The following is a 13,097-nucleotide window of genomic DNA, read 5'->3' as shown; positions in this document are numbered from 1 at the left end:
CTTGAATCACAAAAGAACCTGGTGCAGCTTATGCATCAGGTTCTTTATTTTCGCGCTCGTTTATTTTTTTCTTTAACGTAAATCCTAATCCCATCGCCAAGAAAATACCGATAATAGATAAAATAAAAATAAGCATACTCTTTTCTGCGACTGCTACACCAATGCTCATGATACAAATGACGGTAATAACAGCTAATAATAAAAATAAGACATTTTCTTTCTTCATTAGTGCCCCCTTATATATGCATATTCACTAATATAGAGTTGTTCAAAAAGGGAGGTTTTTCCTTTTTGAATGGCCTCTTTGGTGCTTTTTGAACAGGCTCTTATAGTGTACCTTTTTCTAACAGAAAGAAAAAGGCTTGAATGTGTCAAATCGCGCAAATATTTTTTAGAAAAGAACGAAATATATCATTTGTGTGTAACGAAAAAACATGAAAGATCTGTAAAGGTTGTTGAATTATCGAAGAAAATCTTGCTAAATAGAGTGTGGACAAGTTATACTTGTACAGTTAATGAACGCATAAGGAGAGAGAAAATACAAAATGACCATTCGTAACGATATTCGTAACATTGCTATTATTGCTCACGTTGATCATGGTAAAACGACTTTAGTCGATCAGTTATTAAAACAGTCCGGGACGTTCCGTGAAAATGAGCAAGTCGATGAACGTGCTATGGATTCCAATGCTCTTGAAAAAGAACGTGGAATTACCATTTTGGCTAAAAATACAGCTATTCGCTATAATGACAAGCGAATTAATATTATGGACACACCTGGACACGCAGATTTTGGTGGTGAAGTAGAACGGATCATGAAAATGGTCGATGGTGTTCTCCTCGTTGTTGATGCGTATGAAGGCTGTATGCCGCAAACAAGGTTTGTTCTTAAGAAGGCACTTGAACAAAAGCTAACACCTGTAGTTGTTGTGAATAAAATTGACCGTGATTTTGCTCGGCCGTTAGAGGTTGTTGATGAAGTGGTGGATTTATTTATTGACTTAGGGGCCGAAGAAGATCAATTAGATTTCCCTGTTGTCTATGCATCGGCTATTAATGGTACAGCGAGTCTAGACCCAGAAAAGCAAGATGAAACGATGACAGCTCTATTTGAAACGATTATAGATGCTATTCCTGCACCTGTAGATAATAGTGATGAACCACTACAATTCCAAGTAACGATGTTAGATTACAATGATTATGTCGGTCGAATTGGAATTGGACGTGTGTTTAGAGGAACCATTAAAGTTGGTCAGCAAGTAGCATTAATGAAACTTGATGGCTCAGTTAAGCAATACCGCGTTACTAAGATGTTTGGCTTCTTAGGTCTGAAACGTATAGAAATAGAAGAAGCAAAAGCTGGAGATTTAATTGCGGTTTCTGGTATGGAGGAGATTAATGTCGGTGAAACGGTTTGTCCGCTCGAACACCAAGATGCACTACCGATTCTTCGAATTGATGAGCCTACATTGCAAATGACTTTCTTAGTGAACAATAGCCCTTTTGCTGGACGAGAAGGGAAGTTCGTTACAGCTCGTAAACTAGAAGAACGTTTGAAAGCGGAACTAGAAACCGATGTAAGTTTACGTGTTGAAAATACTGAATCTCCAGATGTTTGGGTTGTTTCAGGCCGTGGAGAACTCCATTTATCAATTTTAATTGAAAATATGCGAAGAGAAGGTTACGAGCTTCAAGTTTCGAAGCCTGAAGTTATTATCCGTGAAATTGATGGAGTGAAGTGTGAGCCGATGGAGCGGGTTCAAATCGATGTTCCTGATGAGTATACAGGTTCTGTTATGGAGTCATTAGGTGAGCGTAAAGGTGAAATGCTTAATATGACGAATAATGGTAGTGGTCAAGTTCGTCTAGAGTTTTTAGTTCCTGCCCGAGGCTTAATTGGTTATACGACGGAGTTCTTATCACAGACAAGAGGGTATGGAATTATCAATCATTCCTTTGACAGCTATGCACCTATTGCTGCAGGTCAAGTGGGGGGACGTCGACAAGGAGTCCTCGTCTCGATGGAAGCAGGGAAAGCTAGTCAATATGGCATTATGCAAGTCGAAGACCGTGGTACGATCTTTGTTGAACCTGGAACAGAGATTTATGAGGGAATGATTGTTGGTGAGCATACTCGAGATAATGACCTTGCTGTTAATATTGTGAAGATGAAGCAGCAAACGAATGTACGTTCCGCAACGAAGGAAAATACGGTGACAATGAAAAAACCTCGTATTATGACATTAGAAGAAGCGCTAGAGTATTTGAATGAAGATGAATATTGTGAATTAACACCTGAGTCGATTCGCCTAAGAAAGAAAATCTTGAATAAATCAGAGCGTGAACGTGAAGAGAAAAGACGTAAGCTTTCAGGTAAAGGGTAGATAGAAAGGATAGGTGACCGTAAATGTTGGTCGGTAGTCCACAAATATCTGAGGAGAATCTAGAACAGTTAACGTGGTTAATGAGAGCAACAACTGAAAATCCCTGGTATGGATTTTATGGATTTTTGGCTATCGTTGCTTTAGCAATCATTGTTTTTAATTTAGGGTTTGCTAAGAAATTGCCAATTTTAAAAAGGGTTCTTGTCTATATCACATTGATTATTGGTTGCTTTGTGCTTTGGTTTCTAGAATTTTTCTTTGGGGCACCAATCATTGTCGTGTTAATTATTTCAGGGCTCGTTTTAGGTATTTATCGATTTCGCTTACACTTGCACCGTCAGCAGAAAAAAGAAACATAAAAATAAAGGGATGTCCGAAAAGGTATGTTTTTAACCTTTGGGACATCCCTTTTGCTGTAAGGTAAGAATGTATAAAATTCTTAGAGGTTTAATCTAGGAGGAGTCTGGTTCTCTCGTTCCACTTTCTGAAATTCCCAACTTCTTTGTACTACTCAGGACGACGCAATTAAGAAAATTGTCCAATCCTTATTGTGATTGGCGACGTTGTTCGGTTTTCACCTTAATTCGATCATAGCATTCGTTACACATATACGTATGAATCGGTCTATTTCGTAAACGTTTTGCCAATGGTAGTTCGTCTGAAATTTTTTCGATTTTATCACATAGCACGCATTTAACTCTCATGTTATTACTCCTCCTTATAACAGCAAACAAACGAGAAGGACCCACTTGTTTTCTCGCTATTACTTATATTGTAAGCAATGGAGACTAGAAAATCCACTTTAAATATACATCTACCTAAAAATCGAACTGTATAAAATATAAAAGCGAGCATACTTTTTCCTTCTAGATTAAAAAGCTTGATCATACATTTCTACAAACAGCTAAGAGCGAGATAACGAATCCGGTGATAGTGAAACTCTAGTCAGGAGGAAGAATGTTGAAGAAAATTTACGTTTTGGATACGAACGTGCTCTTGCAAGATCCTTATTCGATTTATTCCTTTCAAGATAATGAAATCGTAATCCCAGCAGTTGTACTTGAAGAATTAGATTCAAAAAAAAGGAACATGGATGAAATAGGAAGGAATGCTCGCAAGTTTTCAAAATGTATAGATAAATTAAGAGGTGATGGCAAATTACATGAAGGTGTCCATTTACAATCTGGTGGGGTTTTAAAAGTAGAACTGAACCATAAGTCCTTTTTAAGATTGAAGGACTCATTTGCTGAAATGACGAATGATAATCGAATTATCGCAGTCGCTCTAAATCTAATGCTTGAAGAAATGGAGAAGGAGGATGGTAAGCAGGTTATTTTAGTTAGTAAAGATGCACTCGTTCGTGTGAAAGCAGATGCTCTTGGATTAGTTGCTGAAGATTTCTTAAGTGATCGTGTGATAGAATTTGAAGATGTTTACCCAGGATATGTAGAAGTATATGTGGATTCGACTGTTATGAAGAGCTTTTACGCAAAAGGAGAAATTACAATATCGGAATTAACGAAACATCCCTTTTACCCTCATCAATTTATTATTATGAAGGATGCACTTGGGAGCTCAAGCTCTGCATTAGGTAAGGTTGAACCAAATGGTAAGAACGTAAAGCCTTTTTTAAATGAACCTGAACAAGTTTGGGGTATTCGCTCACGTAATGTCCAGCAACGTATGGCTCTAGAGCTACTATTACGTGATGACATTCATTTAGTTACAATGATAGGGAAGGCAGGGACTGGTAAGACGTTACTATCTCTGGCAGCTGGTCTGATGCAAACAGAAGATTTAGGTAAATATAAAAAATTAGTAGTGGCAAGACCAGTCGTTCCTCTTGGGAAGGATATAGGGTTTTTACCAGGTGAAAAAGAAGAAAAGCTACGACCGTGGATGCAGCCAATCCATGATAATTTAGAATTTCTATTTAATACTAAAAAGCCTGGGGAGCTTGATCAAATTTTGGCAGGGATGGGATCGATTCAAGTAGAGGCACTAACCTATATTCGTGGAAGGAGTATTCCAGATCAATTTATTATTATTGATGAGGCACAAAATCTAACGAAGCATGAAGTGAAGACAATATTAACTCGTGTTGGTGAAGGGAGCAAGCTTGTTCTAATGGGTGATCCAGGGCAGATCGATCATCCTTACTTGGATGAATACAATAATGGGCTCACTTATGTTGTGGAACAATTTAAAGATCAAACGGTAAGTGGACATATTAAGCTTGTAAAAGGAGAAAGATCAGGTCTAGCTCAGCTCGCTGCTGATTTGTTGTAGTTGAGGGGGTGCAAAGCCACCCTCAACATAATCGTAGTTAATGGACAATTATTTTCTTAATATGACGAATGGGATCATTTACATTAGAGCCGTCGCCATAGTAGAGATGGACGGGGCCATCTTCATGTAATGGTTTCCCTTCCTTAGCAAAACCAAGTAGGGCTTTTTTCACTTGAGCATATTGTAGTGTGACAGTTTGCTCCTTGCATTCTATTTCAATAAATGTCGGTGTTTGAGTAGGTTTTGTATTTTCGATAAAAGGGAGCAGTGGTATTGCATATTTCCCATTGATTTCTCGTTGCTTCTTATGCTTAATTTCATTCCCATTTGTATGAAGGCGAGGTGGCGCAGAGCCTTCAAGGATTTCTTTGTCCCATTGAGCAGAGATCTCTTTCTTATAAATCGTATCCTCGTCTTCGTTATTAGCTTGTTCATTGAAGTATGTATCTAAATCAACCTTCCTTTCATCAAATATCCAAACGGTTGGGTCAATCGTTAAAGGATGCTGGACATGACCTTCTATGAAAAAAACAAATTCTTGCATAAACGTATCCCCCTTGACATGTTGTGTCTCAATAAAGTATAAATGGTTTCAATAGATTTGTCACATATGGGGGGATAAACGTGGTCTGTGAATATGGAACTGAATTAAAGCGAATGGTTGAGGTCGCACGCGTACATACAGAAAATGGGAAGCTTGCCGATTATATACCTGCATTAACAAAGGCGAATCCGAGCGATATAGCTGTTTCAATATTTGATGGTCAATCTACGTGCTTTAGTGAAGGAAATTACAATCAACGTTTTACGCTTCAAAGTATATCTAAAATTTTAACACTTGCGCTAGCATTGATCGATCATGGTGAAGATGTGGTTTTCAATAAAGTTGGAATGGAGCCTACTGGTGATCCTTTTAATTCAATCGTCAAGCTTGAGTCTCATAAGCCATCTAAACCATTAAATCCAATGATTAATGCAGGTGCTCTAGCCGTCAGTTCATTAATATTAGGTGAATCCGCAAATGAAAAGGTAGATCGGTTAATTGCTTTTGTTTGTCAGCTTAGTGGTAATGATTTTTTGACATATAGTGCCGATGTAGCTCAGTCAGAATTTGAGACTGCAGACTTAAATCGGTCTCTAGCTTATTTCATGAAGCAACATGGTGTCATTACCGAAAATGTAGAGGAATTGCTATCATTTTACACGAAGCAATGTGCAATTGAAGTCTCATGTGAGGACCTTGCCCGAATTGGCTATGTTTTAGCGAACAAAGGTAAAAATGAAGATGGAATAGAGGTGATTCCCGCAGACGTTGCTAGAATTGTAAAGACATTCATGGTTACTTGTGGCATGTACAATGCATCTGGTGAGTTTGCCATTAAAGTTGGAATTCCAGCTAAGAGTGGTGTGGCAGGTGGAATTCTTTGTGCAGTCCCGAATAAGATGGGGATAGGGATCTATGGTCCAGCCCTAGATGAAAAAGGAAATAGCATTGCTGGAATGAAATTACTTGAGCTTATTTCTGAACGATACGAATTAAGTATTTTTTAGATATGGATAAATGAGAATGATTCTTATAACCAATGTTTCTGATTAAAATCATTGCTTTTTCTTGCTAGAAAAGATACTATTAAGACAAGATTATTCATGAGGGAGGGGTCCAGATGTCAGCTAAAATGTTGACTGAAGATAGAGATAAAGCATTTGCCCTTCTGAAATCAGATGCGGATAAAATTAGGCAGCTAATTGAGGTACAAATGGAAAATTTAACAATGCCTCAATGCCCTTTATATGAGGATGTCCTAGATACACAGATGTTCGGATTATCGAAGGAGATTCATTTTGCTGTCCGATTAGGCTTAATAGAAGAAGAAGATGGCAAGCAGATTCTAGATGAACTAGAACGTAAATTAGCAGATCTTCATGATTCTACAACTAGAGCATAAAAAGTCAAGCTATCCATGATGGTAGCTTGACTTTTTATTTATCTCATAAAATCTATACAAAGAATGTGACTGTATAAGACTTAATATTAAATGTTTAATATTGGTTTGATAGGTAAAGCTAAAAACGATATAGGGTCAGCTTTTTAATGATAACTAGTTCTTTCTAAGTAGAACCATAACAACATAACTAAGTACTGAAAACAGTACGGATATGATGAGCGCATGTAACAAACCAATTGAAAGAACTTCATTTTCTGTAAATACGACAGATATACCACTGACTAATTGTGCAGTTACAAGTACAAAAGAAAGGATCGTTGCCCATAATAATACTCGTTCATGCTTATAATGTTTAACCGTCCAGAGCATCAAAGCGAGAAGGACGAGTAGAAGAAGGGTACCAGCTACCCTGTGAAAATAGTGTGCGCCTACTGGCCCAGCAAGCCCAGGGAAAAGCATGCCGTTACATAATGGAAACCCAGAACATGCTAGTGTTGCCTGTGTATGCTTCACATAGGCCCCGGTATAAATAACAGCATAACAATACGTGATCGTCATAAAGACAAAATATTTATAGCGGTTCGATACATGAACTAATACACGGGACCCCTTTGAGTCTTCATAGGCTAGAACGGTTAGTAAGACGACAGCAGCAAGTGACATCGCTGATATACCAAAATGTAAAGCGAGAATCGCCTTTGATTGACCGAAAACAACAGCACCAGCACCTAAGAGACCTTGGAATATGATTAAAATGACTGCAAGTGTTGCCATTAATCTTGTTTCTTTTACATGCTTTAACTGCTTCCAAGACCATAAGGCAAGTATAATGATAAGTGCTCCTACCAAACCAGAAACAATACGGTGACTATATTCAATAATTGTTTCAATAGCAGGATTTGTTGGAATCACTTCTCCAAAGCAAAGGGGCCAAGTAGCACCACAGCCTTCACCGGACTCTGTTTTTGTAACGAGTGCGCCTTGAATGAGTACGATTAACACACCAATTGAGGTTAATGTACCAAAGATTTTTAATTTTTTATGCATAGACATCACCTTTCTTCTATAAAAATGCTCCGAAATATGCTAGAGTAAGCTATGGTATGTGACTACTTACCCATTGATCTTATGTAGAATCATGAGAAAAGTCAATTTAACAAAGATGAAGATTTTATGACATACATAATTGTGAAGAAAATGTGAACCTGATGATTTTAGTGAAACTCGTAAGATTTTAAGATATAATGTCACTGTACTCGTTATTAGGTGATAGGGTTATGCACCTAATTATTTTTTATAATGTGGCTTGTTACCTTTAAAGGAGGTGAAGAATGGATGAATAAGTCAAATACGGCATTTGAAGCAACTGAGGTGATCAATTCTGACTCACCAATAACTACAAGTCATCAAAAGTCTTGGAAAGATTATTTAGTTCTAGCTAAGCATGGAATTGTGACATCTAATTTGATTACGACATTTGCTGGCTTTTATTTAGCGGTAGTCTATACAGGAGTAGGCCTAGGTTCTCAGCTTTCAACGATGATTTTTGCACTAGTGGGTGCAGCACTTGTGATGGCAGGCGGCTGTACATTAAACAATTATATTGACCGTGATATTGATCATATTATGGAAAGAACAAAGGAACGTCCATCAGTGACAGGTCGATTCTCAGCAAATCAAGTATTAGTATTAGGGTTAGTACAAGCTGCTGCTGGTCTAGCTTTTCTTTCGCTGACGACTGCATCTGCTGTTGTTATAGGGTTGATCGGTTTGTTTATCTATGTTGTACTTTATACGATGTGGACGAAGAGGACAACGACGTTAAATACAATTGTCGGTAGCTTTTCTGGTGCAGTACCACCACTTATTGGGTGGGCAGCTGTAGACGGTGGCTTACACTCATATGCTTGGTTGTTATTCTTTATCATGTTCTTTTGGCAACCTCCTCATTTTTTAGCGTTAGCAATGAAACGTGTGGAAGAGTATCGAGCTGCGGGCATTCCGATGCTTCCGGTCGTTGCTGGTTTCGCGATGACAAAACGACAAATTGTTGTTTATGTAGCGGCTTTGTTGCCAGTGTCTCTTATGCTATATCCATTTGGGATTGTTTATACGATCGTTGCCTCTGCTTTAGGATTGGGTTGGCTATTGTTAGGATTAGCAGGCTTCAAAATGAAGGATGACATTAAGTGGGCTCGGTATATGTTTGTGTATTCACTTAATTATTTAACAATACTATTTGTTCTTATGGTTGTTGTTCATATTTAAGGATATGAACCGACTAAAGATATAAACATTAATACGAATGATCGTATGAAAGTGAGGTTGAATTATCTGATGAAACTTTGGAAAACATCTTGGCGTTTCCTGTCTCTGTCATTGCTCGTCTTTTTCCTTTCGGGCTGTCTTGGGGAGACTAATTTAACTGCCCTTGATCCAAAGGGACCACAATCAGAGTGGCTATTTGATAACATGCTTCTTTCCTTGTATGTTATGGCATTTGTCACGATTGTCGTGTTTGCAATCTTTTTTATCATTCTTGCAAAATTTCGTCGCCAGCCTGGAGATGACGAAATCCCTAAGCAAGTTCACGGAAATACAGCACTTGAAATTACATGGACTGTTATTCCGATTATCTTGCTTACTATTTTAGCTGTCCCAACAATTACAGGTACGTTTATGTTAGCTGATATGGAGCCTGATCCAGAAGTTGGGGAAGATACGCTCTACATTAAAGTAACTGGACACCAGTTCTGGTGGCAGTTTGACTATGAAGACGAAGAATTTACAGCTGGAAATGATGTATACATACCAGTTGGGGAAAAGGTTATCTTTGAACTACACGCTCAAGATGTTATTCATTCATTTTGGGTACCAGCATTAGGTGGTAAAGTCGATACAATTCCTGGTATTACGAACCATCTATGGCTTGAAGCATCTGAGCCAGGAATTTACAAAGGAAAATGTGCTGAGCTTTGTGGTGCATCGCATGCATTAATGGATTTCAAAGTGATTGCGCTTGAGCGTGATGATTACGATGCGTGGGTAGCTGGCATGCAGGCGGAGGAAGTTGAGCCAACAGATACAGTAGCGCAACAAGGTCGTGAAGTATTTGAAGAGCAATCTTGTATTGGCTGTCATGCGGTTGGTGGAATGGGTACAGCTGCAGGTCCTGCACTGACGGATTTCGCTAATCGTGAAACACTTGGAAATTACTTAGAAAATAATGATGAGAACTTAGAAGCGTGGATTCGTGATGCTGAAGCGTTGAAACAAGGCGCTGTTATGCCTGCATATCCTGAATCAGAACTAAATGATGAAGATATGGAAGCACTGATTGCTTATTTACGTTCTCTATCAATTGACTAGAAATAAAGGAGGTTAACCCTTTGGCTACACAGAAAAAGGAAAAAAGCGTCATCTGGGATTGGTTAACGACAGTTGACCATAAGAAGCTAGGCATCATGTATTTAATTGCCGGGACGCTTTTCTTTGTTAAAGCTGGAATTATGGCGTTATTTATGCGTATCCAGCTCATGTATCCAGATATGAATTTTTTAAGTGGTCAAACATTTAATGAATTTATTACGATGCATGGGACGATCATGTTGTTTTTAGCAGCAACGCCATTATTATTTGCCTTTATGAACTATGTAATTCCGTTACAAATCGGAGCAAGAGATGTGGCTTTCCCATTTGTTAACGCTTTAGGTTTTTGGATCTTCCTATCAGGGGGATTATTACTAAGTATGAGTTGGTTCTTTGGTGGAGGTCCTGATGCTGGTTGGACAGCTTACGTTCCTCTATCGAGTCGTGATTATGCGGGCGTAGGACTCGACTTTTACGTTTTAGGTCTACAAGTTTCTGGTATCGGTACGCTCGTTTCGGCTATTAACTTCTTAGTCACGATTATTAATATGCGTGCACCAGGAATGACGATGATGCGTTTACCATTATTTGTGTGGACGTCATTTGTTACATCAACATTAATCTTATTTGCCTTTACGCCATTAGCTGCTGGGCTTGCGTTATTAATGTTGGACCGTCTGTTTGATGGGCAGTTCTTCATATCGAGCATGGGCGGTAATGCCGTGTTATGGCAACATATATTCTGGATCTTCGGACACCCAGAAGTGTACATCCTTGTTTTACCAGCGTTTGGTATTATTTCAGAAGTGATACCGGCCTTTGCAAGAAAACGTTTATTTGGTTATACAGCGATGGTATTTGCTACAATGATTATTGCATTCTTAGGGTTTATGGTTTGGGCTCACCATATGTTTACAGTTGGTATGGGACCAGTTGCGAACTCTATATTTGCGATCACGACGATGACCATTGCTGTACCTACTGGGATCAAAATCTTTAACTGGCTCTTCACCATGTGGGGCGGTAAGATTACGTTTAATACAGCAATGATGTTTGCTTCATCATTTGTACCTACGTTTGTATTAGGTGGGGTAACAGGGGTTATGTTAGCAATGGCACCAGTTGACCACCTTTACCATGATACGTACTTTGTTGTTGCTCACTTCCACTATATTATTGTTGGTGGTATCGTTCTTTCATTATTTGCTGGCTTGTTCTATTGGTATCCTAAAATGTTTGGACATAAATTAAATGAAACACTTGGTAAATTGTTTTTCTGGATTTTCTATATCGGTTTCCATTTAACATTCTTTGTTCAACATTTACTAGGGTTAATGGGTATGCCACGTCGTGTATACACATACTTAGAAGGCCAAGGATTAGAGCTATTTAATTTAATTAGTACAATTGGTACGTTCTTCATGTCTGCAGGTATTATCTTATTAGTTATTAATATCATTTACTCTGCAATTAAGGGAGAGCGTGTAACGGTTGCCGATCCATGGGATGCACGTACGTTGGAATGGGCTACACCGACACCGGTGCCAGAGTATAACTTTGCTCAAACACCACAGGTTCGTTCATTAGACCCATTATTCTATGAGAAAATTCATGGAGATGGCAAGATGAAGCCTGCTGAGCCTGTTGCTGATATTCATATGCCTAATGGATCAATACTACCGTTAATCATTTCAGTTGGTCTATTCTTTGCTGGTTTTGGCTTTATCATGATGAATATGGAGAATCCAATTATTCATCCATTAGTCGTTGCAGTGGGTGGTTTGGTCATTACTTTTGGAGCGATGTTTGTCCGTTCTATTAAAGAAGATCATGGCTATCACATCCCTGCATCTCAAGTTAAAGCAGATTTAAATGAGAAGGGAGGAAACTAAGAAATGGCGGGTTCAGTTGATACTTCAAAGGGTCTTCCCTCTCATCCGGAGAGAGCAACACTTGAAGGGAAAAACAAGTTTCTCGGTTTCTGGTTCTTCCTAGGTGGGGAAACGATTTTATTCGCAACGTTCTTTGGTACGTACCTTGCATTAAGGAATGGTGTTGCGGATGGTCCAACATCACAAGAAATGTTTCATCTTCCACTCGTTTTTATTATGACGATGATTCTACTTACTAGTAGCTTGACGAGTGTACTTGCGATGTTCGCAATGAAGAAGAATCAGTTTACGAAGTTTAAAGTGTGGATGTGGATTACCGTTCTATTAGGTCTTTCGTTCATCTCTCTTGAAATTTATGAGTTTTATGAGTATGTACATCATGGGCTTGGATACTCAACAAGTGCATTTGCTTCGTCCTTTTATACACTAGTAGGATTACATGGAGCCCACGTAGCCTTTGGTTTAGGTTGGATTATTGTTTTGTTAATTCGATATAATAAATCAGGTATTACGTTAACGAATGCACCTAAGTTTTATGTCGCTAGTTTATATTGGCACTTTATCGACGTTGTGTGGGTGTTTATTTTCACCGTAGTCTATCTCATGGGAGTAGGGGGAGGTCACTAATATGGCGGATCATTTAAGTCAACCTTTTGAGAAGAGTGCTATGACCAATGAGGAAAAGAGACAGACCCAGAAAGAAATCAAAAAGCAAATTGTCGTATTTGTCTTAATGATCTTTTTAACGGTCTTATCATTTCTAGCAGTTGGTGCTGACTTAATACCACGTTCATTTGCGATTCCATTCATACTCATCCTTGCAGTGATTCAGTTTGCGTTGCAATTAGTATTTTTCATGCATCTCAAGGATAAGGACCATGGATGGGCAACTGCCTTTATGATCTCTGGTATTTTCGTAACAGTACCAACAATAGCTGCTTTAATGTTATTAATTGGAGTTGTAAAATATTAAGAACAAAAGAGTGATCCAATGGGGTCGCTCTTTTGTTATAAGATCGTTTTCAAAAAGTCCATTAAGAATGAGAAATGACTTTAATTGTTACGTGTAACACCACGACTAAACGATCCAAAGAAACAGTGAATACGTACTTCGAGGTTATTCAAAATAGAAAAAAATCGTTCATTAGTTTGTAAATGATTCACCGTCTGTAGGTGTATGAGTTTGTGTATAATAATGAGGACATGTTTTGAAATAA

General features: G+C 38.4%; 14 protein-coding genes. 10 read left to right on the top strand and 4 right to left on the bottom strand.

What is annotated here, in order from left to right; all coding sequences use genetic code 11:
• Positions 1–28: 28 nt before the first annotated feature.
• Complete coding sequence (locus ACERJO_RS05650; RefSeq protein WP_247103784.1) at positions 29–226, bottom strand: DUF5325 family protein; 198 nt, start codon at positions 224–226, stop codon at positions 29–31.
• Positions 227–545: 319 nt separating this feature from the next.
• Between ACERJO_RS05650 and typA the strand changes: the two genes are divergently transcribed.
• Positions 546–2,384 carry a translational GTPase TypA gene (gene typA / locus ACERJO_RS05645; RefSeq protein WP_247103787.1) on the top strand — a complete coding sequence of 613 codons (1,839 nt, stop codon included), beginning with the start codon at positions 546–548 and terminating at the stop codon, positions 2,382–2,384.
• Positions 2,385–2,407: 23 nt separating this feature from the next.
• On the top strand, positions 2,408–2,743 hold the full coding sequence (locus ACERJO_RS05640) for a YlaH-like family protein (RefSeq protein ID WP_247103790.1): 336 nt from the start codon (positions 2,408–2,410) through the stop codon (positions 2,741–2,743).
• Between the two features lie 186 nt (positions 2,744–2,929).
• Here the strand turns inward: ACERJO_RS05640 and ACERJO_RS05635 are convergent, their stop codons facing one another.
• Positions 2,930–3,088, bottom strand: coding sequence for a YlaI family protein (locus tag ACERJO_RS05635; protein WP_081728141.1), 159 nt, complete (start codon positions 3,086–3,088; stop codon positions 2,930–2,932).
• A gap of 256 nt (positions 3,089–3,344) precedes the next feature.
• Here ACERJO_RS05635 and ACERJO_RS05630 point away from each other — a divergent pair, with 256 nt between their 5' ends.
• Positions 3,345–4,673 carry a PhoH family protein gene (locus tag ACERJO_RS05630; RefSeq protein WP_247103791.1) on the top strand — a complete coding sequence of 443 codons (1,329 nt, stop codon included), beginning with the start codon at positions 3,345–3,347 and terminating at the stop codon, positions 4,671–4,673.
• A gap of 37 nt (positions 4,674–4,710) precedes the next feature.
• Here the strand turns inward: ACERJO_RS05630 and ACERJO_RS05625 are convergent, their stop codons facing one another.
• The gene (locus ACERJO_RS05625; protein WP_247103793.1) at positions 4,711–5,217 is read right to left on the bottom strand and encodes a peptidyl-prolyl cis-trans isomerase; all 507 of its coding nucleotides are present in this window, start codon (positions 5,215–5,217) and stop codon (positions 4,711–4,713) included.
• A gap of 80 nt (positions 5,218–5,297) precedes the next feature.
• Between ACERJO_RS05625 and glsA the strand changes: the two genes are divergently transcribed.
• Positions 5,298–6,224: a glutaminase A gene (glsA, locus tag ACERJO_RS05620; RefSeq protein WP_373646840.1), complete on the top strand. Its 927-nt coding sequence runs from the start codon at positions 5,298–5,300 to the stop codon at positions 6,222–6,224.
• A gap of 113 nt (positions 6,225–6,337) precedes the next feature.
• Positions 6,338–6,619 carry an Fpa/YlaN family protein gene (locus ACERJO_RS05615; RefSeq protein WP_247103795.1) on the top strand — a complete coding sequence of 94 codons (282 nt, stop codon included), beginning with the start codon at positions 6,338–6,340 and terminating at the stop codon, positions 6,617–6,619.
• 153 nt (positions 6,620–6,772) lie between these two features.
• Here ACERJO_RS05615 and ACERJO_RS05610 read toward each other — a convergent pair whose 3' ends face one another.
• Positions 6,773–7,666, bottom strand: a complete 894-nt coding sequence (locus ACERJO_RS05610; protein WP_247103796.1) for a COX15/CtaA family protein — start codon at positions 7,664–7,666, stop codon at positions 6,773–6,775.
• A gap of 288 nt (positions 7,667–7,954) precedes the next feature.
• On the opposite strand from ACERJO_RS05610, the gene cyoE reads away from it, so the two are divergent.
• The 5 genes from cyoE to ACERJO_RS05585 all read left to right on the top strand — a co-directional run bounded on the left by cyoE (position 7,955) and on the right by ACERJO_RS05585 (position 12,853).
• Positions 7,955–8,887, top strand: coding sequence for a heme o synthase (gene cyoE, locus ACERJO_RS05605; protein WP_247103797.1), 933 nt, complete (start codon positions 7,955–7,957; stop codon positions 8,885–8,887).
• Positions 8,888–8,956: 69 nt separating this feature from the next.
• On the top strand, positions 8,957–9,988 hold the full coding sequence (gene coxB / locus ACERJO_RS05600; protein WP_373646839.1) for a cytochrome c oxidase subunit II: 1,032 nt from the start codon (positions 8,957–8,959) through the stop codon (positions 9,986–9,988).
• A gap of 20 nt (positions 9,989–10,008) precedes the next feature.
• Positions 10,009–11,880 carry a cytochrome c oxidase subunit I gene (gene ctaD / locus ACERJO_RS05595; protein ID WP_247103799.1) on the top strand — a complete coding sequence of 624 codons (1,872 nt, stop codon included), beginning with the start codon at positions 10,009–10,011 and terminating at the stop codon, positions 11,878–11,880.
• A 3-nt stretch (positions 11,881–11,883) separates the two neighbouring features.
• A complete protein-coding gene (locus ACERJO_RS05590; RefSeq protein WP_247103800.1) occupies positions 11,884–12,507 on the top strand; it encodes a cytochrome (ubi)quinol oxidase subunit III in 624 nt (207 codons plus the stop codon).
• 1 nt (position 12,508) lies between these two features.
• Complete coding sequence (locus tag ACERJO_RS05585) at positions 12,509–12,853, top strand: cytochrome C oxidase subunit IV family protein (RefSeq protein ID WP_247103802.1); 345 nt, start codon at positions 12,509–12,511, stop codon at positions 12,851–12,853.
• The last annotated feature ends 244 nt before the right edge of the window (positions 12,854–13,097 follow it).

Source organism: Halalkalibacter sp. AB-rgal2, assembly GCF_041821005.1.
Taxonomy (GTDB): domain Bacteria; phylum Bacillota; class Bacilli; order Bacillales; family Bacillaceae_D; genus Halalkalibacter.
This window is presented reverse-complemented; position numbering and strand designations above follow the sequence as displayed.